The sequence below is a fragment of the Antarctobacter heliothermus genome (assembly GCF_900188425.1).
In the GTDB taxonomy this organism is placed as follows: domain Bacteria; phylum Pseudomonadota; class Alphaproteobacteria; order Rhodobacterales; family Rhodobacteraceae; genus Antarctobacter; species Antarctobacter heliothermus.
The window spans coordinates 1-22682 of sequence record NZ_FZON01000034.1 but is presented as its reverse complement, the minus strand read 5'-3'; the positions used below and the strand labels follow the sequence as shown (position 1 = coordinate 22682).

Below are 22682 nucleotides of genomic sequence, written 5' to 3'. Positions count from 1 at the left end.
CTCAGTTTCCTTCCATCGTCAGCGCTTCGTTCACGAGCGCCTCTTGCTGTGCTTTGTGCATGCTGGCCAGACCCGTCGCAGGGCTGGCCGATGTGGCGCGGCCCACGTAACGCGGGCGCGGGTGGTCGGCCTTGATACGGCCAAGCACCCATTCGATATTGGGCTCGATAAAGCTCCAGGCACCCTGGTTCTTGGGCTCTTCCTGACACCACAGCATCTCGGCCTGCTTGAAGCGTTCCAGCTCCTTGACCAGACTGATCGCCGGGAAGGGGTAGAACTGTTCGACCCGCAGCAGGTAGACATCGGTGATGCCGCGCGCGTCGCGTTCCTCGAGCAGGTCGTAGTAGACTTTGCCCGAACACATCACCACCCGCTTGATCTTGTCGTCGGCCACCAGCTTGGTGTCGGACTCGCCGGATTCCGCGCTGTCCCAAAGGACGCGGTGGAATGACGACCCGCCGGTGAAATCCTTGGCGGTCGAGACGCACAGTTTGTGCCTGAGCAGCGACTTGGGCGTCATCAGGATCAGCGGCTTGCGGAAGGTCCGGTGCAGCTGGCGGCGCATGATGTGGAAATAGTTGGCGGGCGTCGAACAGTTCGCCACGATCCAGTTGTCCTGACCGCAGGCTTGCAGGAACCGCTCCAGACGCGCGGAGGAGTGTTCCGGCCCCTGGCCCTCGAACCCGTGCGGCAACAGGCAGACAAGGCCCGACATCCGCAGCCATTTCGATTCACCCGAAGAGATGAACTGGTCGAACATGATCTGCGCGCCGTTGGCAAAGTCACCAAACTGCGCCTCCCACAGGGTCAGCGCGTTGGGTTCCGCCAGCGAATAGCCGTATTCAAAGCCCAGCACAGCGTATTCCGACAGCGCAGAGTCGATCACCTCATAGCGGGCCTGGCCCTCACGGATGTTGTTGAGCGGATAATAGCGCTCTTCCGTCTCTTGGTTGATAAAGGCCGAATGCCGCTGCGAGAACGTACCGCGCGTGCTGTCCTGCCCGGACAGACGCACCGGATACCCTTCGAGTTGCAGCGACCCAAAGGCCAGCGATTCCGCCGTGGCCCAGTCGAACCCTTCGCCGGTCTCGAACATCTTGGCCCGTGTTTCGATCAGGCGGCCCACCGTGCGGTGGATCGGAAAGCCGTCCGGCACCCGCGTCAGCGCATTGCCGATGTCCTGCATGGCCTCTTTGGATAATGAGGTCTTGCCGCGCTGGTATTTGCCCTCTTTCTGCTTGTCGAGATGCGACCAGCGGCCATCCAGCCAGTCCGCCTTGTTGGGGCGGTAGACCTTGCCAGCCTCGAATTCCTCATTCAGCTGCGCCTGAAACGCGGCCTTCATGTCCTCGATCTCGCCTTCGGGGATCAGCCCGTCCTTGACCAGACGTTCGGTGTACAGGGTCAGCGTGGTCTTATGCTTCTTGATCTGGTTGTACATGATCGGGTTGGTGAACATGGGCTCATCGCCCTCGTTGTGACCAAACCGGCGGTAGCAGAAGATATCCAGCACCACGTCCTTGCCGAACTTCTGGCGGAACTCGGTCGCGACCTTGGCGGCGTGCACCACGGCCTCGGGGTCGTCTCCGTTGACGTGGAAAATCGGTGCCTCAACCACCAGCGCGTTGTCGGTGGGATAGGGTGACGAGCGCGAAAAGTGCGGCGCGGTGGTGAACCCAATCTGGTTGTTCACCACGATGTGCATGGTGCCGCCGGTGCGGTGGCCGCGCAGACCCGACAGGGCGAAACATTCGGCCACGACACCCTGACCGGCAAAGGCCGCGTCGCCGTGCAGCAGGATCGGCATGACCTGCGTGCGGCTGGCATCATTGAACTGGTCCTGCTTGGCGCGGACCTTGCCCAGAACCACCGGGTTCACCGCCTCCAGGTGGCTGGGGTTGGCGGTCAGCGAGAGGTGGACGCTGTTGCCGTCAAACTCACGGTCGGACGATGCGCCGAGGTGGTATTTCACATCACCAGAGCCATCGACATCCTCAGGTTTGAAGCTGCCGCCCTGAAATTCGTTGAAGATCGCCTTGTAGGGTTTGCCCATCACGTTCGCCAGCACCGACAGACGACCGCGGTGCGGCATCCCGATGATGATTTCCTTGATGCCCAGATTGCCGCCGCGCTTGATGATCTGTTCCATCGCGGGGATCAGGCTTTCGCCGCCATCAAGGCCGAACCGCTTGGTGCCCATGTATTTCACATGCAGGAACTTCTCGAAACCCTCGGCCTCGACCATCTTGTTCAGGATCGCCTTGCGGCCTTCGCGGGTGAACTTGACCTCTTTGCCAAAGCCCTCGATCCGCTCTTTCAGCCAGCTGGCCTGCTCGGGGTCGGAAATATGCATGTACTGCAACGCAAAGGTGCCGCAGTAGGTGCGTTTCACGATCGACAGGATCTCGCGCAGCGAGGCGATCTGCAGGCCCAGCACGTTGTCGATAAAGATCGGCCGGTCCATGTCCCCTTCGGTAAAGCCATAGCTTTTCGGGTCCAGTTCCGGGTGGTTCGACGTATCGCGCAGGCCCAGCGGGTCCAGATCGGCGGCCAGATGGCCCCGGATGCGAAAGGCGCGGATGATCATCAACGCGCGGATGCTGTCCAGAACGGCGCGCTGGATCGCCTCGTCGCTGACGGTGACGCCCTTGGCCTCGGCCTTGTCCTTGATCTTCTTGGCGGCCCCTTTGGCCTCTGCCGGAACGGCGGGCATCGGCCATTCGCCGGTCAGCGCGCCGGTCAGATCGTCGTCGGGCTGCGGCGGCCAGTCCTTGCGCGCCCAAGAGGGGCCTTGCGCCTCTTTCTGCACGTCCATCTCGGCATCGCCAAGCTGGCTGAAGAACGCCGCCCATGCGTCATCGACCGCGTTCGGATCGGCGGCATAGCGGGCGTACATCTGTTCGAGGTATTCCGCGTTGTGCCCCTGCATGAAACTGGAGGCGTGGAAGAGGTCGTTGGGGCTTTGGTCGTTCATGAGGCTGGCCTTTCGAAGAAGGGCATGGGGGGATGGGTTCTGATCAACGTGTCAGCAAACATCGGGACACGGACGGAGGAGACAAGCCAACAGGTGAGCAGGTCATTTCGACAACTCCCCACGAAAGCCATTGCGCGACAGGGTTCGGTACTTTGGTTCTGCCCCCAGCATGTCTGTGAGTTGCTGCCATTCCGCAGATGATCCGCCGTCCTTGCGGATCAGGGCCAGGGTTGCGACCCACAGGCCGGGACGCGGTTGTTGACCGTCAGTTGACACGGACGAGGCCCAAGCATGTACATGAGTGACATAAGGAAAGGCGTCGATCATCCTGTAGTACCAGTCGCTCTGGCCTTCGTCGGCGATAAACAGGGCGCAAAAGGCGGTATTGGGCAGACCGTCTGCATCGCTGTTGTAAACGGCAAGCATGGCGTCGTCGTCAAAACCGTAGGCCATGACACCGTCTTTTGCCAGATCCTCGCGCATGTCAGCGATCTGAGCGTCATAGACCGCGCGTTCCTGTTCGGCGTCGAACGGCCCGCCCAAGGCAACACGAGAGGCAACGTGAAAAGTGCCGGTGGCATCCAAAAGGGCGTCCTGTCCGGTGGCATCCAGCGAGACCCAACCGATCTGACGGATCAGCGGATCTGCCTCTGCCAGCGGCATGGCCGTGTTGCAGAGCGCCATGAAGGCGCCCTGCGGTGTGTCAGGTGCGTCAGATCCGGACTGCGTCAGCCACCACGCCGCCGCCCCCGCGCCTGACAGCGCGACGGCAGTAGCAGCAAGGAGGGGCACCAGGCGCGCCATTGCCTTAGCCGATGGCCTTCAGAACGGCCTCACCCAGCGTTGCAGGGCTGTCAGCGACCACGATACCTGCCTCTTTCATGGCTTCGATCTTGCTCTCTGCATCGCCTTTGCCGCCGGCAACAATCGCGCCCGCGTGGCCCATGCGACGTCCCGGAGGGGCGGTGCGGCCCGCGATAAAGCCAGCCGTCGGCTTCCAACGGCCCTTCTTGCGCTCATCGGCCAGGAACTGCGCCGCTTCTTCCTCGGCAGAGCCACCGATCTCACCGATCATGATGATCGACTGAGTCTCATCGTCGGCCAGGAACATCTCCAGCACGTCGATATGCTCGGTCCCTTTGATCGGGTCGCCACCGATGCCAACGGCCGTCGACTGGCCCAGACCGATGTCAGCCGTCTGCTTGACCGCCTCATAGGTGAGCGTGCCCGAACGCGACACCACGCCAACGCTGCCACGCTTGTGGATGTGACCGGGCATGATGCCGATCTTGCAGGCGTCAGGCGTGATGACGCCGGGGCAGTTCGGGCCGATCAGACGGCTCTTGCTGCCTTCCAGCGCGCGCTTGACCTTCATCATGTCCAGCACCGGGATGCCCTCGGTGATGCAGATGATCAACTCCATCTCGGCGTCGATTGCCTCTAGGATTGAATCGCCTGCGAAGGGCGGCGGCACATAGATCACCGATGCGTTCGCCTCGGTCACGGCCTTGGCCTCATGCACTGAGTTGAAGACTGGCAGGTCCAGATGGGTTTGCCCACCTTTGCCGGGGGTCACGCCCCCGACCATCTTGGTGCCGTAGGCAATTGCTTGTTCGGTGTGAAAAGTGCCCTGCGAGCCGGTGAGGCCCTGACAGATGACTTTGGTATTTTCGTCTACGAGGACGGCCATGTGCTTTCCTGTCTTTGCTTCGGTTAAGTGCGGCGCGGCTGCGCGGCGTTAGGTTGTGCCTGCGAACAGGCGAAACTGTGGGTAGGGGACGACGGATGTATCAGCACCGCGTCTCCGATCCCGCCGCCCAGCTCCGGAATTCCGTCTGGCGGTCGGCGAAAAAGGTGCTTTCGATCCAGCCCATACCCTCTGCGTTGCTCTGGGCGATCATGTCGCGGGTCTGCGCTGACAAAACGGGGCGTTTCGGGGCGCGTGACCATGGATTCATGCGGTTGCGGAACGTGGTATTCACACGTTTCGAGCGCGTAGGCAGAGTTCCGGCAGGAAGGTCGAGGACCGTCTGGAAATCTCTGACAAGCCCGCCACCGCCGAGCCAGCTTTCTTCAAAGAGGCGCACGTCCAGTGCCTCTTGACCCACGGCAGTGCGCCACATGTCCAGCAAACGCGCAAAAGGTGCCGGGCCAAAGCGATCAACAAAGGCAGTCAGATCTTCGGGACTGGCAGTCTTGCGCAGTTGGTGACCAAACAAGCTGACCAGCCAAGTTTCCGGGCGGCGAACATACGCGACGTAGCGTACGTTCCCAAAGAGGCCCGACAACCAATCGGCCAGTGCTGATATCGCTTCGGGGGTCATGAAGCGTGACACCAGTGCCTCGCTGGATCCGACCCATGTTTTGAACCCGCCATTGGCTACCTGCGCCTCGAATTGTTCACGAAACGCATGTGCAACCGCATCTTGAGCGACCCGGTCCCCCTCTGGAATACCCAGCACAGCATTCATTGGACGGCTGGGCACCGGCTGATCCGCAAGGGTAAAGGCCAGCACTTGGAGGTGCGGGTTGGTGCAGACCACGTCCGTCCGCGGATCCATCCTGCGATACCAGATGCCTTGCGCCAGCAACGCGTCCTCTTGAGCGCTCAACCATTGTTGAAGCGCGGTCGAGCCGCATTTGTTGAAGCCGATATGAAGAATTGCGTCTGGCATGAACCTTGGTGTTCCAGCATGGGCGGACGGGGTGGGCCGAAGGCCCGCCCCTTGCGCTTACCCCTTGACCGCTTTCACGATCTTCTCGGCGCCGTCTGACAGATTGTCAGCGGCAATGACGTTGAGGCCAGAGGTCGAGATGATCTCTTTGCCTTTTTCGACATTGGTGCCTTCCAGACGCACAACCAGCGGAACCTGCAGGCCGACCTCCTTGACCGCGGCGATCACGCCCTCGGCGATGACGTCGCAGCGCATGATGCCGCCGAAGATGTTCACCAGAATGCCTTTAACTTGCGGGTCAGAGGTGATGATCTTGAACGCCTCTGTGACCTTTTCCTTGGTCGCGCCGCCGCCCACGTCAAGGAAGTTGGCAGGCTCTGCGCCGTACAGCTTGATGATGTCCATCGTCGCCATGGCAAGGCCCGCGCCGTTCACCATGCAGCCGATCTCACCGTCGAGCGCGATGTAGTTCAGGTCGTACTTGGACGCCTCCAGTTCCTTGGAGTCTTCCTCGGAGGTGTCGCGCAGTTCGGCGATATCGGCGTGGCGGTAGATCGCGTTGCCGTCAAAGCTCATTTTGGCGTCGAGACACTTCAGGTCGCCAGAGTCGGTGACGATCAGCGGGTTGATCTCCAGCATCTCGACGTCTTTTTCGACAAAGATCTGGTACAGCGTGCCCATCAGGGCGACGCATTGCTTCACCTGCTTGCCGGTCAGGCCAAGGTTGAAGGCGATGCGGCGACCGTGGAACGCCTGATAGCCTGTGGCCGGGTCAACGCTGAACGACAGGATCTTTTCGGGGGTCGACTCGGCGACTTCCTCGATGTCCATGCCACCCTCGGTCGAGGCGACAAAGGACACGCGGCTGGTCTGACGATCGACGAGCAGGGCCAGGTACAGTTCGGTTTCGATGCCAGAGCCGTCTTCGATGTAGATGCGGTTGACCTGCTTGCCGACATCGCCGGTCTGTTTGGTCACGAGCGTGCGGCCCAGCATGCGCTTGGCCTCCATCTCGGCTTCTTCGACGGATTTGGCGAGGCGGACGCCGCCTTTTTCGCCTGCATCGGCCTCTTTGAAAGAGCCTTTGCCGCGGCCACCGGCGTGGATCTGCGCCTTGACCACCCAGAGCGGGCCGTCAAGCGCGCCAGCTGCGGTTTTCGCCTCTTCGGCTTTCAGGACGACGCGGCCGTCCGAGACAGGCGCCCCGTAGCTGCGAAGTAGGGCCTTGGCCTGGTATTCGTGGATGTTCATGGGTCGACTGTCCCCGTTTTGCTGCGGATTTGCCCTACCTATTCAGGGTCTGGCGCGGGTTTGAACCGCTATTTTGCCGCATGGGCGGTTTTGGGGGCAGGTTTCCGACATTTGTGATCACACCCCCGAAAACTGTGATCACAAATTACCAAGGCCATGTGCGCAAAGTGATTCGCGGTGAGCGCTATCAGTTCAGCCAGACCATGAAGAGGAGAGCATCCCCCCGGAACATCTGCTCAAACAGACGCAGGTTGCCGTCGTCCACAAGTGGCCCCTTTTCCATGTAAGGCAAAAGGCCGTGGCCATGAACCCACGTCACGATGTCCACCGGAATGGGGTCCTGCAACAGCCGCGCGACATTGACACCCGCTGCCGGTTCGACCCGCCAGTGGGGCGCCAGAAGGCGCCCCTCCAACACACCTTCGGCGTCATCCAGAACTTTCATCCACAGCGGACCCGCGTCTTTGGGCAATTCGATGCCCATGGCCGAAACCTGCCCCGCGCCGGGAATCCACTCTCGGTCATTGTCGGTTTCAAGCGCCAGAAGATCCCAGAACCGCCGGTTTTGGGCGACCATCGCCAACAGGTTTTCTCGCAGGGCGCGGGTGTGTAACGGATCCGGTTGCCGGTTCAGCGCGCCATAGAACATCGCAAATGTGTCGATCCAGCTTTCGAACCCGCGCAGATAGCTTTGGCGGGTGTTTGGCTCCGCGCCTCTCAGATCGGACATGGCATCAATGCTGTGGCCGACTTCGGCGATGACCTCGGTCGGGTCAAACGCGAGGAAGACATTGGTAAACGCCTCTAGCAGGTGCGTGTATGCCGTCAGCCATGCGGCATCCGCCGTATCAAATCGTACCACCAGACTGTTCAGATCGCTCTGCGGCGCGGCGCGGCCAAAGGCGGATCCGGCGGCTGACATCAGACCCTCACCGGCATCCCGCGCCCCGTTTTCATTGATGTCGAACCAGACGCGGGTCAGGTCTAGAGTCACGCCGAAATCGCCCTCGGCCCCGGTCAGTACGGCGCGCGCGCCCTGCATGTCCGTGCCAAGGTCGTGGAACAGATCGGTCACCAGCGCGGGGTAGAAGGGCGCGGCGTCAGGATTTGCGGGCAGGGGCAGGCGCAGCACCGGCAGACCCAATTTTCCAAAATCGGCGTTGTGGCGATACCGCAGTTGCAATGACTTTTCGATGCCACGCAGAAAAAGCATGCCGCCAAGGGCAAAGTCGCGCCCTGGGCCGGGCGGATCGTTTTCCAGCGCCACGATCGTGTCAGTCAATCCGACGCTTGAAACCAGCGGCGTCAGGTCGATGTCCTGCGCGGCAGCAACGCTTGCCGAAAAGGTCAGGGCCAATAAGCTTGTGCGAAATAACATCATGGAAAAAAAGAATGCGCGCCCAAGGGCGCGCAATCAAGTATTTCAAACCGGCTGAACCGTTCAGGTCAGCGAGCCGTCGATAGCCTTGCAGGCAGTGACCAGACCTTGAACGGCCTTGATCGAGGCGTCGAACATCTCTTGCTCTTCCTTGTTGAGCTTGATGTTGACGATCTTTTCGACGCCACCGGCACCGATCACGGTCGGCACGCCGACATACATGCCATCCAGGCCAAACTCGCCATCGCAATAGGCGGCGCAGGGCAGAACGCGCTTTTGGTCCTTGAGGAACGCTTCGGCCATTTCGATGGCCGAGGTGGCAGGCGCATAGAAGGCAGAGCCGGTTTTCAGCAGGCCAACGATCTCGGCGCCGCCGTCACGGGTGCGCTGAACGATGGCGTCCATCTTGTCCTGCGTGGTCCAGCCCATGTCGATCAGGTCGGGCAAGGGGATGCCTGCAACGGTCGAATACCGCACCGACGGCACCATCGTGTCGCCGTGCCCACCCAGAACAAACGCGGTGACGTCTTTCATCGATACGTTGAACTCTTCGGCCAGGAAATGGCGGAAACGTGCCGAATCCAGCACGCCGGCCATGCCGCAAACCTTGTTCGCGGGCAGGCCCGAGAACTGCTGCAACGCCCAGACCATCGCATCCAGCGGGTTGGTGATGCAGATCACGAACGCGTCGGGGCAATTGTCGCGGATGCCTTCGCCGACAGATTTCATGACCTTGAGGTTGATGCCCAGCAGGTCATCGCGGCTCATGCCCGGCTTGCGCGGCACACCGGCGGTCACGATGCAAACGTCCGCACCGGCGATGTCGGCATAGTCCTGCGTGCCCTTGAGGCTGGCGTCAAAGCCTTCGGACGGACCGGATTCGGCAATATCGAGCGCCTTGCCCTCGGGGGTGCCCTGAGCAATGTCAAACAGGACGACATCGCCCAGTTCCTTCATTGCCGCGAGGTGGGCAAGCGTGCCACCGATCTGTCCCGCGCCGATGAGCGCGATCTTGGGTCTGGCCATGGATTCAATCTCCGCCTTGCGTGAATTTGGCGCTTTGCGTACGCGCAGTCGGGCTGACGCGCAAGGGTGCTGCGATGCGGCGCTTGGTCCGCGCGCCTTGTAGATAGCGCTAAATGCAGGATAAAGACCTGTCACGGGGAGATATTTGCAGAGGCGCTCATGGATTTATTTACCGCATCCGTTTTCGCGGTGTGCATCCCGGCCGTTATCTTTGCGGGCATTTCCAAGGGCGGTTTCGGTTCCGGCGTGGCGTTTGCCAGCGCATCGATTCTGGCAATTGTTCTGGAACCCGGCGTGGCATTGGGCCTGATGCTGCCCCTCCTGATGCTGATCGACATGGCCAGCCTGCCCGCCTATTGGCGCAAATGGGACTGGGCCGCAGCAAAAGTTCTGCTGATCGGATCGGTGCCGGGCACGTTGCTGGGGGCGCTGTTCTACGCTTGGACAGACCCGGATGCGGTGCGCTTGCTCATTGGCCTGGTGGCGCTGTTGTTTGTGGCCTGGCAGATGGCGCAATCAACCGGGCTTATCAATCTGCGCGGCAGGCGGTTTGGCCCCGGCACGGGGCTGACCGCAGGCGTGGTCCTTGGATTCACCAGTTTCGTCAGCCATGCGGGCGGTCCGGCGGCGGCTGTGTATCTTCTGGGGCAGGGGTTGGGAAAGACGGCCTTTCAGGCGACCACGGTGCTGATTTTCTGGGCGGTCAATCTGTCCAAGGTCGGGATTTATGCCGGGATGGGCATTTTTACCACCGAAACGCTGCTGCTGGACCTCGTCCTTGTCCCCTTTGCGCTGTTTGGCACATGGCTGGGGATCAAGGCCCATCACATTGTGCCAGAACGGCTGTTTTTTGGCATCGCCTATTTTACGCTGACGCTGACCGGTACCAAACTGATCTGGGACGCGCTGACCTGACTTTGGGTAGGCGAGGCGAGGTGTTTCAGGAACCGATCCTGCTGTGAAGAACCGATTCCTGGGAATTCAAGCATCATCCCCCTTGGGGGGCAGTGCCTCGGCCAGTTCCTCAAACGCCTGACCGCTGGCGACAAGGCAGGTGATGCCATTGGCCATGGTCACTGTAATGGTCCAGGATCCGGAATCGGGTGAGGCGAAAAGCTCCATCACCGCGTTGTTTGCGCCAAGCCCCATGCTTTGCCGGGTTTCGCCAAACTTGGCGGCCAGTCGGTCGACCACCTCATGGCGCGGAGCGCAGTGGCGCGGTGTCTCCGCCTCTACGATGGTGGCCGCGCCCAACAGCAAGCCCGCCGAAAGCAGCGTCAGCTTGAAATATTTCTCCGTCATAGTGTCACCTTTCGGCTGCGTGCCGGGCGGATTTGGCGGGTTTTCCGCGAGCCCGGCACAGGGTATGTCCCCTCTGGTCCGGGGCGCCATCCTTGTGGCCTTTTGCCCCGTTGCCGCGTTCAACGACATGTCCCGATAGTCCGCCTGACGCCGCTTAGATTGGGTTAATGCACCGAGCGTTGCGTCGAATCCGCGGAATTTGGCGGACTGCGTGACACAAAAACACGCAGATTTGCTGCGGCGCGGCGTATTCGGTCTTGAATTATCCGGCAAAAAATGCGCATTTCCGCGCAATAAAATTTCGCTGGATGACTCGGGCGAAGACCTTGATGGAGACTCTGATGGACCTGCGCACGCGCCCTTACCGTTCCGTACTCTATATCCCCGCGTCCAAGGAGCGCGCGCTGGAAAAGGCCCGTGCCCTGCCTATCGACGCGATCATCTTCGACCTCGAAGATGCCGTCTCGCCGTCGGAAAAGACCGCCGCCCGGGACACGCTGGCAGAGGCGCTGTCGCGCCCTTACGGCAACCGCACCCGGATCGTGCGGATCAACGGTTTTGACACTGAATGGGGCGAGGCGGACGCCCGCGCCGCCGCCGTGATGGACTGCGATGCGATCCTGCTGCCCAAGGTCGAAACCACCGAGCAACTGGATGCGCTGGCGGCTCTGACCGACAAACCGCTTTGGTCGATGATGGAAACGCCGGCCGGGATGCTGGCGGCAAACCAGATCGCGGCACATCCGCGTCTGGCCGGCATGGTCATGGGCACCAACGACCTTGCCAAAGAGCTCAATTCCCGCTTTCGCGCCGACCGGCTGCCGATGCTGACCGGCCTTGGCCTGTGTGTTCTGGCCGCCAAGGCGCATGGCGTCACCATCGTCGACGGTGTCTACAACGCCTTCAAGGACGATGAGGGGTTGCAGGCCGAGTGTGTGCAGGGCCGCGACATGGGCATGGACGGCAAGACGCTGATCCATCCCGCGCAGGTCGCGATCGCCAATGCCGCTTTCGCCCCCGGTTCGGACGAGATCGACCTTGCCCGCCGCCAGATCGACGCGTTCGAGGAGGCGGCCAAAGCCGGGCAGGGGGTTGCCGTGGTCGATGGCAAGATCGTCGAGAATCTGCACGTTGAAACCGCCCGAAAGATGCTCGCCAAGGCCGAAGCCATTGCAGCGCTGGCCGAATAAACGCAGGTTCACGCCGAAACCATGGAGGCCAAAATGCTGCTATTGATTCTCGGCGTCGCACTCTGGTGGGGGGCGCATCTGTTCAAACGTGTCGCCCCCGGCGTGCGCGCACCCATGGGCGACAAGGGCAAAGGCGTTGTGGCGCTGGCGATCGTCGCCAGCATCGTTTTGATGATCTTTGGGTACCGCATGGCGGACGGCGCCTTTTTCTGGGGCCGCCACCCGGCAACCGTGGGCATCAACAACCTGATCATGATCTTCGCCTTGTACCTGACCTCGCCGGGACCGTCCAAAGGCGCGCTGTTCTACAAGATGCGGCACCCGATGCTGACCGGCTTTTTCCTGTGGACCGCAGCGCACCTGCTGGTGAACGGCGACGTGCCCAGTTTTGTGCTCTTTGGTGGTCTGGGTGTCTGGGCGCTGGTCGAGATGGCTGTGATCAACCGGGCAGAGCCGAACTGGACGCCAAATCCCAAAGGCGCGATCAAGAAGGACGCGATCTTTTTGGCCGCCTCTGTCGTCTTGCTGGCAGTGATCGGCTACGTCCATGGCCTTCTCGGCTATCCGGCGTTTGGATAAGTTTATGAAATTGTACCGTTTCCTGTCGAGCGACGACACGTCTGTCTTTTGCCACAAGGTCACCGCCGCCCTGAATGCCGGATGGGTTCTGCACGGCGGGCCGACCTATGCATTCGACGCCGCCAACGGCGTCATGCGCTGCGGTCAGGCGGTGGTCAAGGACGCCCCCGGCACCTATTCCCCCGACATCAAACTTGGAGAGCAGTGACATATGGCCAAGACCAATCCGGGTCGTTTTTTCGAAGACTACACCGTGGGCGAGGTCATAGACCATGCCGTGCCGCGCACCGTTTCAGGCGGTGAGCGGGCGCTGTATCACGCGCTCTACCCCATGCGCCACGCGCTCTATTCCTCGGATGAATTTGCGCGCAGCTGTGGGTTGTCAGCGGCACCCATTGACGATCTTGCCGCTTTTCACATCGTCTTTGGCAAGACGGTCCCGGATGTCTCTTTGAACGCTGTGGCGAATCTGGGCTATGCTGAGGGACGCTGGCTAAGGCCTGTCTGGCCGGGGGATACGATCCGGTCGCAGTCCGAGGTGATCGGGGTCAAGCAGAACTCCAACGGCCGCACCGGCGTGGTTTATGTCCGCTCTCGCGGGCTGAACCAGCGGGACGAGATTGTCATGGAATATGCGCGCTGGGTGATGCTGCGCAAACGCGACATGGACGCGCCCGCGCCTGAGCCTGTTATCCCCGATCTCAAGAAGAGCCTTGAGCCGTCTGACCTCGTGATCCCCGACGGGCTGGATTTCTCGCACTACGATTTCACGTTGGCGGGCGAAAAGCACCGCCTGTCGGACTACGAGGTGGGCGAGACCATCGACCATGTCGACGGCGTCACCATCGAAGAAGCCGAGCACATGATGGCCACGCGCCTGTGGCAGAACACCTCAAAGGTACATTTCGATGTCACGGCACGCCCGGATCAGCGCCTGATCTATGGCGGGCATGTCATTTCGATGGCGCGCGCGCTGTCATTCAATGGCCTTGCCAACGCGCAGATCATTGTCGGGTTGAACGCAGGGGCCCACGCCAACCCTTGCCTTGCTGGCAACACTGTCAAGGCGTGGTCCGAGGTGTTGGACAAGGCAGAGACCGCAGCCCCCGGCGTTGGCGCGATCCGCCTGCGCCTGGTCGCGACCAAAGGCGGCGCGCCGTTCGAGTTGAAGGGGCCGGACGGCAAGTATCTCCCGGACGTGCTGCTGGACCTGGACTATTGGGCGTTGATGCCGGTCTGATCCCAACGACCGAATCGCAGGCCCGTCCGGCCTCTGGATAAGACGGGCCCGCAGCAGCCAAAGCGTCGGATCAGCATCTTTTGGGACGCATGTGACAGTTGATTTGCGCTATCCCGGATTCAGGAACGACAATCGGTGCCGGTGAGGGAATACGCGGCGATGTCACCCTGACGTGACTTGCGCGCCCCCGTCGGTCACGCTCTGTTTGTGCCTATGCGTCTTGGTTTGGTCATTGCCCTCTGTCTTTTGCCCGCGCGCCTGATCGCCTGCGAGGTCGCGCTGATATTGGCGGTCGATGTTTCGGGTTCTGTGGATACACAGGAATATGAGACCCAGATGCAGGGGCTTGCCCTGGCGCTTGGCGACAGTGCCGTGGCCGAGGCGTTGATCCGGGGACGCGCGCAGGTGGCGCTTGTGCAATGGACCGGGAGTTCGCGCCAACAAGTGACGTTGCCCTGGCGTGAGGTCCGCAGCTTTGCCGACACCCGCGCGCTGGCTGATGAGATTGCGAACGCCCCGCGCGCCTGGCGCCATTTTTCGACTGCGATCGGAGAAGCGCTGCGCGTGTCGGCCAGTCTGTTTGACAGCGTTCCACATTGCCGTCGCCGGGTGATCGACCTGTCCGGCGATGGAATGTCCAATGAGGGGCTGCCTCCGGCCGCGCTTCGCACGGACATTGGCGATCGGGGAATTATCGTGAACGCGCTGGCCATAGAAGGCGCACAGGCGGGCGACCTCACGGCCTATTTCTTTGAGAACGTCATTGTTGGCCCCGGTGCCTTTGTTGCCACAGCAAACAATTATGCCGAGTATCCCGACAGAATCCGTCAAAAACTCCTGCGCGAATTGACCAAACAAACAGCGGCAACTCAGAGCGTACGTTAGCGCGAAACTGTGATCACACATTCCAAAAGCGTGATCACAAACCACGAAAATCCCGCCCGTTGCGCCAAAAAACCGCAGGATTTTCGGGACCACCCCCGTGACACGCCGCGTGAAAGAAGTAGAACAAGAGGCAACGGACCCGAAAGGACATCATCCATGGCCGACGTAAACCGGGGCAATCGCCCGCTCTCTCCGCATCTGCAGGTCTATCGCCCGCAGCTTACCTCGATTTCCTCCATCCTCACCCGCATCACCGGCAACGCGCTTTTGTTGGCCGCGTTGATGATCGTGTGGTGGTTCCTCGCTGCCGCGACCTCGCCAGAGTATTTCGCGACCGCCGACGCAGTTGTGCGTTCATGGTTCGGCGATCTGGTGATGCTCGGCTCTGTCTGGGCGATCTGGTATCACCTGCTGGCCGGTGTGCGTCACATGATCTGGGATGAGGCAAAGATGCTGGAGATCGACGCCGCCGAAATGCTGGGGTGGGGTGTGATCATCGGCTCCGTCTTGCTGACCCTCTTTACCATCATCGTTGTCTGAGGAGGCCCGAACATGGCATTTCTGACCGATCGCAAGCGCGCAGTAGGCTGGGGCGCAGCCAAATCCGGAACCGAGCACCACTGGGCCATGAAGAAAAGCTCTGTTGCGCTGCTCTTCCTTGTCCCCTTCTTCATTTTCACCTTTGGTGGCGCGTTGGGCGGCACCTATGAAGAGGTGCTGGCCTACTACAGCCGACCGTTCCCGGCGATCGTCGCTGCGTTGACCATCCTTGTGGGGTTTCACCACTTCAACATGGGAGTGCAGGTGCTGATCGAAGATTATGTGCATGGAGTCATGGAGAAAATCCTGATCCTGGTCATGACCTGCCTCAGTTACGGCGCCGCCGCAGTCGGCGTTTTCGCCATCGCCCGCATCGCCCTCTGAGACGACGCGCCAGACCCATCCGCCAGTGACGATTTTTCGCCGAAAAATCGCCTCCCGCTTCAGATCGACAGGTACATTCCAATGGCAGCATACGAATACGAGACGCATGATTATGACGTCGTGGTCGTCGGGGCCGGGGGCGCAGGGCTGCGCGCCACGCTCGGTATGGCCGAACAGGGGCTGCGCACCGCCTGCGTGACCAAGGTCTTTCCGACACGCTCGCACACCGTGGCCGCTCAGGGTGGCATCGCCGCATCGCTGTCGAACATGGGGCCCGACCACTGGCAGTGGCACATGTACGACACCGTCAAAGGCTCTGACTGGCTGGGCGACACCGACGCCATGGAATACCTCGCCCGTGAGGCGCCCAAGGCGGTCTATGAGCTGGAACACTACGGCGTCCCGTTCAGCCGCACAGAAGAAGGCAAGATCTATCAGCGTCCCTTTGGCGGCCACACCACCGAATTCGGTGAAGGCCCCCCGGTGCAGCGCACCTGCGCCGCGGCCGACCGCACAGGCCACGCCATCCTGCACACGCTGTACGGTCAGTCGCTCAAGAACAACGCTGAATTCTACATCGAGTATTTCGCAATCGACCTGCTGATGGAGGACGGCGTCTGCAAAGGCGTGCTCTGCTGGAAGCTCGACGACGGCACTTTCCACGTCTTCAACGCCAAGATGGTCGTGCTGGCCACCGGCGGCTATGGCCGCGCCTATTTCTCGGCGACCTCGGCGCATACCTGCACCGGCGATGGCGGTGGAATGGTGGCCCGAGCCGGCCTGCCCCTACAGGACATGGAATTTGTCCAGTTCCACCCAACCGGCATCTACGGCTCCGGCTGCCTGATTACCGAAGGGGCACGAGGCGAGGGCGGCTATCTGACCAACTCCGAGGGAGAGCGTTTCATGGAACGCTATGCCCCCACCTACAAGGATCTCGCACCGCGCGACTACGTCAGCCGCTCCATGACCATGGAGATCCGCGAAGGCCGGGGCGTTGGCGCCGAAGGAGATCATATCCACCTGAACCTGTCGCACCTGCCTGCCGAAGCTCTGGCTGAACGTCTGCCGGGTATTTCGGAGTCGGCCAAGATCTTTGCCGGTGTGGATGTGACCAAGGAACCGATCCCGGTTCTGCCCACTGTTCACTACAACATGGGCGGCATCCCCACGAACTATTGGGGTGAAGTGCTGAACCCGACCGAAGCCGATGCCAACGCGGTTGTTCCCGGTCTGATGGCTGTCGGTGAGGCTGGCTGCGCAAGCGTCCACGGTGCCAACCGTCTTGGGTCCAACTCACTGATCGACCTCGTTGTCTTTGGCCGCGCTGCCGCGATCCGTGCTGGCAAGGTGGTTGACCCTGACACTGCCGTGCCGACCGCGCCCAAGGACCAGATCACAAAGGCGTTTGATCGCTTTGATGGTATTCGCAATGCCAATGGTGGCACGCCCACAGCCGAGTTGCGGCTAGAGATGCAAAAGACGATGCAACGCGACGCTGCCGTCTTCCGGACCGCCAAAACCATGGCCGAAGGGGTTGAGGCGATGACCGCCATCGCGGGCAAGATGGATGACATCAAGGTCACTGACCGCAGCCTCGTCTGGAACTCGGACCTGATGGAAAGCCTTGAGTTGACCAACCTGATGCCCAACGCACTGGCGACCATCGTCGGTGCCGAGGCGCGCAAGGAAAGCCGCGGTGCGCACGCGCATGAGGATTTCTCGACCCGTGACGATGAAAACTGGCGCGTGCACACCATCGCCCGCGTCGAGGGCAACAAGGTCGATCTCAGCCATCGCCCCGTTGTCGTTGACCCTCTCTCGACGGAAGAGCAGGGCGGCATTTCGCTCCAGCGCATTGCGCCCAAGGCACGGACCTTCTGATGATGACAGAGCCTGTTTCTTTGGCATCCAAGCGTGTGATCGTGCATCTTGGCCTGCCCAAGACGGGCTCGACGGCCTTTCAGGAATGCGCCGGGGCGTCTCGTGGCATCATCGAAGGCGCCGGCGCGACCCTGTTCCAAAAGGATGTCACGCGGGGTTACAAGATGCGTGCAAAAACAATTGCACGACACGGCCCCAGCCCATGGCGCAAGGCCAAACTGAACAAGGCGGCGCGCCAATTGCGCGCCCGCCCCACTACGCAGGGCCGCGACAGTATCCTGATCACGGACGAAAATCTGTTGGGCTGGGGCAGCCGCAATATTTTCCCGCTCTCCTTTGATCGTGGTCCGAAACAGCCAATCAAGGCGCTGCAAAAAGCCTTTGAGCGGTATGATCCACGATGGGTCGTCTATACCCGTGACCCAAAGACCCATTTGCGTTCGGCCTACCGCTACGGTGTCAAATTGCGTAGTGTCAGTGAGGATTTTGACACTAGGGCACGTCGTGTCGGATCGGCAGAGACCCTTTCACAATTGATCTTTGATACTCGGGAGTTCCTGGGCGCCAATGGCGTTTTTCTGGACATGAAGACGGAAAAGCAGTCCAAAGACCTCTTGGAGGCTCCGATCCTCAGGCTCGTAGGTATTGCAGACAAGGTCATTGCCACAATGCCGCCTGCGCCGGTCACCAATGTCGGCATCCCTGATGATCTGTTGGAGTATGTCCACAGGATCAACGCAATTGGATTTGACAAGGAACGGCCGCTCAGGGCCGTCGATGTCTTGCTGACCATGCATTCGGACCTGACGGATGGTGGGTCGCCTGCTGCCTATGGGAGGGTGGAGTAAATGTGCGAAACTTCGAATAGACCGCTGACGCTGGCCAACAAAGGGAAACATGCGTGCGGTGCCGTTGCAAAGACGCGTTCGGTCCCTTTTGATCGACCATCAATCCGGTCGATGATTGCCACGTCTCTTTTCGTTGCTGTGGCGATGCCTGCTTTTGCGGATGGTTATGGTCAAACAGCCCGCAATTGTGAGGCATTGGCGCATGACTACGCCTACACTGGGGCCAAATCTGGCTATGCAGATCGCTACCAATGGGCGTTGTCCGACTGCCGCAGCCGACAAGCCGCGCCCGCGCCTCGCCGGACTTATCGCAAGCCCGTTGTGGTGGTTCCGGCACCTGTCGGCTGTTACCCCGGCGCTCCGCGCATGTACCGAGGCACGCTTTATTGTTTCGATTGATCCGCCATAGCCTTGTCGCGGCCGCGCTGGCGATCCTTGTTGCCTGCACTCCGCAGGCGCAGGATCAGATTGCCCGAAACGCCGCGCGCAGTGCCCTGACCCCCGTGGTGTCCGAACAGTTTCCCGGCGTGCCGCTGCAACCTGCTCTGGATTGCCTCATCGACAACGCCAATGCGCAACAAATCCGCGCGCTGGCGGCCGACGCCGTGCTGGGTCCGACCGAAAGTACGCTTCAGATCGCAAAGGACATTGCGTCCAAACCCGAAACCCTCCGCTGCCTGGCCATCAATGGCCTGCCAGCCTTGCTTCGCTAAGGAGAGAGAAATGGTACAATTCACGCTCCCCAAAAATTCAAAGATCAAGACCGGCAAGACCTGGCCCAAGCCGAAGGGAGCCAAGAGCCTGCGCAAGTTCAGCATCTACCGCTGGAATCCGGATGACGGAAAGAACCCGCAGGTCGACACCTATTTCATCGACATGGACACCTGCGGTCCGATGGTTCTGGACGCGCTGATCAAGATCAAGAACGAGATCGACCCGACGCTGACGTTCCGCCGGTCTTGCCGTGAAGGGATCTGTGGTTCTTGCGCGATGAATATCGACGGGATCAACACGCTGGCCTGTATCTACGGCCTGGACGAGGTCAAGGGCGACGTGAAGATCTACCCGCTGCCCCACATGCCTGTGGTCAAGGACCTGATCCCGGACCTGACGCATTTCTACGCCCAACACGCCAGCATCATGCCGTGGCTGGAGACCAAGACCAACCGCCCCGCCAAGGAGTGGAAGCAGTCCATCGAGGACCGCAAAAAGCTGGACGGACTGTATGAGTGCGTTATGTGTGCCTCTTGCTCGACGGCTTGCCCGTCGTACTGGTGGAATGGTGACCGCTATCTTGGACCGGCGGCCTTGTTGCACGCCTACCGCTGGATCATCGACAGCCGGGACGAGGCAACGGGGGAACGCCTGGATGAGCTTGAAGATCCGTTCAAGCTGTACCGCTGCCACACCATCATGAACTGCGCCAAGACCTGCCCAAAGGGGCTGAACCCGGCGCTGGCGATTGCCGAGATCAAGAAAATGATGGTTGATCGCGCGGTCTGATCGGACGGTTTGTCGACGCGCGTCAATTGGATAAACGCCCCGGCTGCCTTGGCGCGGCCGGGGCGCATTTGTTCGGGTGACGTAACTTCCCTTGCATTGCGCGCAACACGCGGTTGCGGCTTTGATGGGTGTCACGGCTGCTGCGGTGGACTAGGTTGCACGACAGGGAGGGGGTCGCTGTAGATCGAAAGGCAACCCCATGAAAGAGAACCAGAAAAGCAAGGCGAACGCCGCCCTTGAAGCCCTCAATCAGGCTTGGGCCTACTACACCCCTGAACGACGACCCGAATGCACGGTGCCGGTCTATGAGGATCTACCTTTGGCCGCATGACACCAGGTTGAATTCGCCCGGCCCTTTGGACCGGGCGCTTTTGTCTGTGCGACGGGCGCAGCGGGCCTGATACGCGGAACCGTACCCCCGAAAGCTTTCGAGGCCCGACCAGTTGCTTTTCCTGCTCGACTGCGACCGCTACACGTTCTCCATGTTTGTCGTCGTCGGCCTTATCATCGCCTTTGTCCTCGTTGCCGTGTTTTCCAACCGTGCCACCCGCCTTTGCCGATGGCGCGAGCGGCGGAAAGACGGGGTCAGCACATGGACCTGTGTGCATTGCGGTGCGCAGGTGCCAGGCGCCATTGGGCAACCTCCGCGCGAATGCCACTGGCCGGACGCGCAAGCCCGCCGCTGACACTCGTGAAGAGAGCGTGGACGGGCTCCTCTTGCCTTCCGCGGGCCTCGGGGGTTCACTGCCAGAAAAAGGAGACGCGCCATGACGATACCGCCCGCTGACGCTGAGGCCCGCCGCGCCATACCGCCGGTGATCTGTTACCCCAATGAGACGCTGCCGCAGCCCGACCTGTCTGTTTTCCGCGCGGCGTTGGAGTCCGCAGAGGTCAGGGATACGGTTCTGGCAGAGCCGCGCAACGCCTGCACCTTTTCAGTGCCTGCCGGGCATTTCTTCCGCATTTCTTCCGTCGAAGGTCCGCAGGTTGGCGATCTGAACCTGTGGAATGCGCACGACCTGTCCGAGCGGTTCTATTCCGGCAAGACTCGCGCCCTGCACGGCACCCATGTCACCACCGGGGAGCGTCTTTGGTCCAGTTTTCCAAACCTGCGGCCCATGGCAACCATTGTCGAGGACAGCCTGGACTGGTACGGCATCGACGCTTTTGGAGGGTCCGTGCACGATGTGATCGGCACCCGCTGTGATCCCTACACCGGCAATTTGCTGGCAGGCACGCAATACCATCACTGCTGCCACTCCAACCTGACGCGCGCCTTGGCATCGGCGCGTCAGATGTCCGTGGAAGAGGCAGAAACCCATATCCACGATGTGCTCAACGTCTTTATGTGCACCGGGTTCACCCGCGATACTGGCCAGTATTTCATGAAGGCAAGCCCGGTCCGGCCCGGAGACCAGATCACATTTTTTGCCGAGATTGATCTCTTGGGTGCGCTCAGCGCCTGTCCGGGCGGCGATTGTTCGGCCCAGCACAGTTCAGACACGGCACCCTGCCACCCGCTGAAGATTGAGGTGCTTGCCCCGGAGAATGGTGCATTGGGCGGCTGGCAAAGCCCGCCGCCCAATGGTTATGACCGGACGCATGGTCTGTAGGGCGGGGATTACCCCGCCAGCGTTCGGCTAGGCAAAGGCCGCTTCCAACGCGATCTCGACCATTTCGCCGAATGATCTTTCACGGTCTTCGGCTGGCAGCGCGGCCCCGGTTGTCAGGTGATCGGAAACGGTCAACACGGCCAACGCTCGCGCTTTGTGACGGGCGGCGACAGTATATAGTTCTGCGGCTTCCATTTCGACCGCCAGAACGCCGTGCCTGACCATCTGCTCATTCAGGTCCTGCCGTTCGTCATAGAAAACGTCCGACGAATAGATCCCGCCCACATGGGTTGTCGCCCCATGCTCGCGCGCCGCTGCGACTGCGGCCTCAAGCAACCCGAAATCCGCGCAAGGCGCAAAACTCAATTCCCGGAACAAGCCCTTTGATGGTGTGGACAGGGTCGTTGCCGTCATTGCAATGACGATGTCGCGCAATCCGACATGTTCCTGCATCGCGCCACAGGATCCAATCCGGATCAGCGTCTTTGCCCCGTAGTCGCGCAGCAATTCATTGGCATAGATTGACAGACTAGGCATTCCCATGCCCGAACCCTGGATTGAAACGCGGTGCCCTTTCCAGGTGCCGGTAAATCCAAGCATTCCACGCGTTTCGTTCACGCAAAGAGCATTATCCAGAAACTTTTCAGCGGCCCACTTTGCCCGCCGTGGATCCCCGGGCATCAGCACGGTTTCGGCAATATCGCCTGCGGCAGCCCCGATATGAATCGTCATGTCAGATCGCGAGATCGTCGAGGGTCTTGCCCCCGTCCAGCGCAGCAATCACCCAGTTGGGTTTGCGACCACGCCCGGTCCAGGTTTGAGAGGCGTCTGCGGGATTGGCGTATTTTGGTGCGCCTTTGCTGCCCTTCACATTGGCCGAGTACACCTCGTCCAACGAAAAGCCGAACTCTTTTACAGCCAACTCCGCTGCGCGTTTTGCCTCTGCCCGCTTGCGCGTCTCGACCGTCTTGAGCGCCTTCTGCGCATCCGCGATCAATTGCATAAGTTCCTCTCGAGAGAGTTTCTCCAGATCAATATCCATGTTTCTTCTCCATTATTTTCGGACGTTACTTTCTTGAGCCGTTTCCATGCAACTTCAACTGTTATTTTGTGTCATTTGCAAGCAAGGATAATATGTAACCCAACGTATAGGGAATTCCATGTGCTCGGTTTCGGTCAGCGATTGTAGTCCCGGACGGCTTTGTTGCGCAAAGGCTGGTTGAGGGATTCATCTCGTGAATCCAGCGTGGTAGCTGTCCTGCATGAGCAGACCGATCCCGCCGAGCTACAAGACCAAGAACTGGCCGGCCTACAACGAAGCGCTGAAGCAGCGCGGCTCCCTGACGATCTGGTTCGACCCGGACATGGTCTGGGTGCCACCGCCGACCGGCAAGCGAGGCCGGCAGCCGC

At 60.7% G+C, this 22682-nt stretch carries 24 protein-coding genes and 1 pseudogene; 15 read left to right on the top strand and 10 right to left on the bottom strand.

Annotation, left to right across the window (positions count from 1 at the left end; translation table 11 throughout):
* Position 1: 1 nt before the first annotated feature.
* The 7 genes from CHB90_RS16175 to mdh form a co-directional block, all read right to left on the bottom strand.
* Entirely contained in the window at positions 2-2974 is a 2973-nt protein-coding gene (locus CHB90_RS16175) for a 2-oxoglutarate dehydrogenase E1 component (RefSeq protein WP_089278899.1), read from the bottom strand.
* 102 nt (positions 2975-3076) lie between these two features.
* Positions 3077-3778, bottom strand: a complete 702-nt coding sequence (locus CHB90_RS16170; RefSeq protein ID WP_089278898.1) for a flagellar basal body-associated FliL family protein — start codon at positions 3776-3778, stop codon at positions 3077-3079.
* 4 nt (positions 3779-3782) lie between these two features.
* A complete protein-coding gene (sucD, locus tag CHB90_RS16165) occupies positions 3783-4664 on the bottom strand; it encodes a succinate--CoA ligase subunit alpha (protein WP_089278897.1) in 882 nt (293 codons plus the stop codon).
* A 100-nt stretch (positions 4665-4764) separates the two neighbouring features.
* Positions 4765-5649 carry a hypothetical protein gene (locus tag CHB90_RS16160; protein ID WP_089278896.1) on the bottom strand — a complete coding sequence of 295 codons (885 nt, stop codon included), beginning with the start codon at positions 5647-5649 and terminating at the stop codon, positions 4765-4767.
* Between the two features lie 57 nt (positions 5650-5706).
* Entirely contained in the window at positions 5707-6900 is a 1194-nt protein-coding gene (sucC, locus tag CHB90_RS16155; RefSeq protein WP_089278895.1) for an ADP-forming succinate--CoA ligase subunit beta, read from the bottom strand.
* Between the two features lie 187 nt (positions 6901-7087).
* Positions 7088-8257, bottom strand: a complete 1170-nt coding sequence (locus CHB90_RS16150) for a hypothetical protein (protein ID WP_089278894.1) — start codon at positions 8255-8257, stop codon at positions 7088-7090.
* Positions 8258-8341: 84 nt separating this feature from the next.
* On the bottom strand, positions 8342-9304 hold the full coding sequence (mdh, locus tag CHB90_RS16145) for a malate dehydrogenase (protein WP_089278893.1): 963 nt from the start codon (positions 9302-9304) through the stop codon (positions 8342-8344).
* Positions 9305-9463: 159 nt separating this feature from the next.
* On the opposite strand from mdh, the gene CHB90_RS16140 reads away from it, so the two are divergent.
* Positions 9464-10219 carry a sulfite exporter TauE/SafE family protein gene (locus CHB90_RS16140; RefSeq protein ID WP_089278892.1) on the top strand — a complete coding sequence of 252 codons (756 nt, stop codon included), beginning with the start codon at positions 9464-9466 and terminating at the stop codon, positions 10217-10219.
* A gap of 66 nt (positions 10220-10285) precedes the next feature.
* Here the strand turns inward: CHB90_RS16140 and CHB90_RS16135 are convergent, their stop codons facing one another.
* Positions 10286-10606, bottom strand: a complete 321-nt coding sequence (locus tag CHB90_RS16135; protein ID WP_245823271.1) for a hypothetical protein — start codon at positions 10604-10606, stop codon at positions 10286-10288.
* Between the two features lie 341 nt (positions 10607-10947).
* On the opposite strand from CHB90_RS16135, the gene CHB90_RS16130 reads away from it, so the two are divergent.
* The 13 genes from CHB90_RS16130 to CHB90_RS16070 all read left to right on the top strand — a co-directional run bounded on the left by CHB90_RS16130 (position 10948) and on the right by CHB90_RS16070 (position 21272).
* Entirely contained in the window at positions 10948-11796 is an 849-nt protein-coding gene (locus CHB90_RS16130) for an HpcH/HpaI aldolase/citrate lyase family protein (RefSeq protein WP_089278935.1), read from the top strand.
* A gap of 33 nt (positions 11797-11829) precedes the next feature.
* Positions 11830-12375, top strand: a complete 546-nt coding sequence (locus tag CHB90_RS16125) for an NnrU family protein (RefSeq protein ID WP_089278934.1) — start codon at positions 11830-11832, stop codon at positions 12373-12375.
* A 4-nt stretch (positions 12376-12379) separates the two neighbouring features.
* Entirely contained in the window at positions 12380-12583 is a 204-nt protein-coding gene (locus tag CHB90_RS16120; RefSeq protein ID WP_089278891.1) for a DUF1737 domain-containing protein, read from the top strand.
* Positions 12584-12586: 3 nt separating this feature from the next.
* Positions 12587-13615, top strand: coding sequence for a MaoC family dehydratase (locus CHB90_RS16115; RefSeq protein ID WP_089278890.1), 1029 nt, complete (start codon positions 12587-12589; stop codon positions 13613-13615).
* 213 nt (positions 13616-13828) lie between these two features.
* The gene (locus tag CHB90_RS16110; RefSeq protein ID WP_089278933.1) at positions 13829-14500 is read left to right on the top strand and encodes a DUF1194 domain-containing protein; all 672 of its coding nucleotides are present in this window, start codon (positions 13829-13831) and stop codon (positions 14498-14500) included.
* 156 nt (positions 14501-14656) lie between these two features.
* Positions 14657-15040, top strand: coding sequence for a succinate dehydrogenase, cytochrome b556 subunit (gene sdhC, locus CHB90_RS16105; protein ID WP_089278889.1), 384 nt, complete (start codon positions 14657-14659; stop codon positions 15038-15040).
* A gap of 12 nt (positions 15041-15052) precedes the next feature.
* Positions 15053-15424, top strand: coding sequence for a succinate dehydrogenase, hydrophobic membrane anchor protein (gene sdhD, locus CHB90_RS16100; RefSeq protein WP_089278888.1), 372 nt, complete (start codon positions 15053-15055; stop codon positions 15422-15424).
* A gap of 81 nt (positions 15425-15505) precedes the next feature.
* Positions 15506-17308 carry a succinate dehydrogenase flavoprotein subunit gene (gene sdhA / locus CHB90_RS16095; protein ID WP_089278887.1) on the top strand — a complete coding sequence of 601 codons (1803 nt, stop codon included), beginning with the start codon at positions 15506-15508 and terminating at the stop codon, positions 17306-17308.
* On the top strand, positions 17308-18156 hold the full coding sequence (locus CHB90_RS16090) for a hypothetical protein (protein ID WP_089278886.1): 849 nt from the start codon (positions 17308-17310) through the stop codon (positions 18154-18156). Before sdhA ends, CHB90_RS16090 begins: the two co-directional genes overlap by 1 nt.
* 386 nt (positions 18157-18542) lie before the next feature.
* Positions 18543-18869: a hypothetical protein gene (locus tag CHB90_RS16085; RefSeq protein ID WP_245823270.1), complete on the top strand. Its 327-nt coding sequence runs from the start codon at positions 18543-18545 to the stop codon at positions 18867-18869.
* A gap of 10 nt (positions 18870-18879) precedes the next feature.
* Positions 18880-19659, top strand: a complete 780-nt coding sequence (locus tag CHB90_RS16080; protein WP_089278885.1) for a succinate dehydrogenase iron-sulfur subunit — start codon at positions 18880-18882, stop codon at positions 19657-19659.
* A gap of 199 nt (positions 19660-19858) precedes the next feature.
* Entirely contained in the window at positions 19859-19990 is a 132-nt protein-coding gene (locus CHB90_RS27345; protein ID WP_281256111.1) for a hypothetical protein, read from the top strand.
* Positions 19991-20426: 436 nt separating this feature from the next.
* Positions 20427-21272: an urea carboxylase-associated family protein gene (locus CHB90_RS16070; protein ID WP_089278884.1), complete on the top strand. Its 846-nt coding sequence runs from the start codon at positions 20427-20429 to the stop codon at positions 21270-21272.
* 27 nt (positions 21273-21299) lie between these two features.
* Here the strand turns inward: CHB90_RS16070 and deoD are convergent, their stop codons facing one another.
* Together deoD and CHB90_RS16060 are read right to left on the bottom strand one after the other, a co-directional pair.
* Positions 21300-22004, bottom strand: a complete 705-nt coding sequence (gene deoD, locus CHB90_RS16065) for a purine-nucleoside phosphorylase (RefSeq protein ID WP_089278883.1) — start codon at positions 22002-22004, stop codon at positions 21300-21302.
* 1 nt (position 22005) lies between these two features.
* Positions 22006-22314, bottom strand: a complete 309-nt coding sequence (locus CHB90_RS16060; RefSeq protein ID WP_089278882.1) for an H-NS histone family protein — start codon at positions 22312-22314, stop codon at positions 22006-22008.
* Between the two features lie 220 nt (positions 22315-22534).
* Between CHB90_RS16060 and CHB90_RS26220 the strand changes: the two are divergent.
* Positions 22535-22682: pseudogene (locus tag CHB90_RS26220) on the top strand (IS5/IS1182 family transposase); the annotation flags it as partial.

What these genes read in the sequence shown, in the direction of transcription:
- CHB90_RS16175 (WP_089278899.1), bottom strand. Translation starts at nt 2,974, where the DNA reads ATGAACGACCAAAGCCCCAACGACCTCTTCCACGCCTCCAGTTTCATG.
- CHB90_RS16170 (WP_089278898.1), bottom strand. Translation starts at nt 3,778, where the DNA reads ATGGCGCGCCTGGTGCCCCTCCTTGCTGCTACTGCCGTCGCGCTGTCA.
- sucD (WP_089278897.1), bottom strand. Translation starts at nt 4,664, where the DNA reads ATGGCCGTCCTCGTAGACGAAAATACCAAAGTCATCTGTCAGGGCCTC.
- CHB90_RS16160 (WP_089278896.1), bottom strand. Translation starts at nt 5,649, where the DNA reads ATGCCAGACGCAATTCTTCATATCGGCTTCAACAAATGCGGCTCGACC.
- sucC (WP_089278895.1), bottom strand. Translation starts at nt 6,900, where the DNA reads ATGAACATCCACGAATACCAGGCCAAGGCCCTACTTCGCAGCTACGGG.
- mdh (WP_089278893.1), bottom strand. Translation starts at nt 9,304, where the DNA reads ATGGCCAGACCCAAGATCGCGCTCATCGGCGCGGGACAGATCGGTGGC.
- CHB90_RS16140 (WP_089278892.1), top strand. Translation starts at nt 9,464, where the DNA reads ATGGATTTATTTACCGCATCCGTTTTCGCGGTGTGCATCCCGGCCGTT.
- CHB90_RS16135 (WP_245823271.1), bottom strand. Translation starts at nt 10,606, where the DNA reads ATGACGGAGAAATATTTCAAGCTGACGCTGCTTTCGGCGGGCTTGCTG.
- CHB90_RS16130 (WP_089278935.1), top strand. Translation starts at nt 10,948, where the DNA reads ATGGACCTGCGCACGCGCCCTTACCGTTCCGTACTCTATATCCCCGCG.
- CHB90_RS16125 (WP_089278934.1), top strand. Translation starts at nt 11,830, where the DNA reads ATGCTGCTATTGATTCTCGGCGTCGCACTCTGGTGGGGGGCGCATCTG.
- CHB90_RS16120 (WP_089278891.1), top strand. Translation starts at nt 12,380, where the DNA reads ATGAAATTGTACCGTTTCCTGTCGAGCGACGACACGTCTGTCTTTTGC.
- CHB90_RS16115 (WP_089278890.1), top strand. Translation starts at nt 12,587, where the DNA reads ATGGCCAAGACCAATCCGGGTCGTTTTTTCGAAGACTACACCGTGGGC.
- CHB90_RS16110 (WP_089278933.1), top strand. Translation starts at nt 13,829, where the DNA reads ATGCGTCTTGGTTTGGTCATTGCCCTCTGTCTTTTGCCCGCGCGCCTG.
- sdhC (WP_089278889.1), top strand. Translation starts at nt 14,657, where the DNA reads ATGGCCGACGTAAACCGGGGCAATCGCCCGCTCTCTCCGCATCTGCAG.
- sdhD (WP_089278888.1), top strand. Translation starts at nt 15,053, where the DNA reads ATGGCATTTCTGACCGATCGCAAGCGCGCAGTAGGCTGGGGCGCAGCC.
- sdhA (WP_089278887.1), top strand. Translation starts at nt 15,506, where the DNA reads ATGGCAGCATACGAATACGAGACGCATGATTATGACGTCGTGGTCGTC.
- CHB90_RS16090 (WP_089278886.1), top strand. Translation starts at nt 17,308, where the DNA reads ATGATGACAGAGCCTGTTTCTTTGGCATCCAAGCGTGTGATCGTGCAT.
- CHB90_RS16080 (WP_089278885.1), top strand. Translation starts at nt 18,880, where the DNA reads ATGGTACAATTCACGCTCCCCAAAAATTCAAAGATCAAGACCGGCAAG.
- CHB90_RS27345 (WP_281256111.1), top strand. Translation starts at nt 19,859, where the DNA reads ATGAAAGAGAACCAGAAAAGCAAGGCGAACGCCGCCCTTGAAGCCCTC.
- CHB90_RS16070 (WP_089278884.1), top strand. Translation starts at nt 20,427, where the DNA reads ATGACGATACCGCCCGCTGACGCTGAGGCCCGCCGCGCCATACCGCCG.
- deoD (WP_089278883.1), bottom strand. Translation starts at nt 22,004, where the DNA reads ATGACGATTCATATCGGGGCTGCCGCAGGCGATATTGCCGAAACCGTG.
- CHB90_RS16060 (WP_089278882.1), bottom strand. Translation starts at nt 22,314, where the DNA reads ATGGATATTGATCTGGAGAAACTCTCTCGAGAGGAACTTATGCAATTG.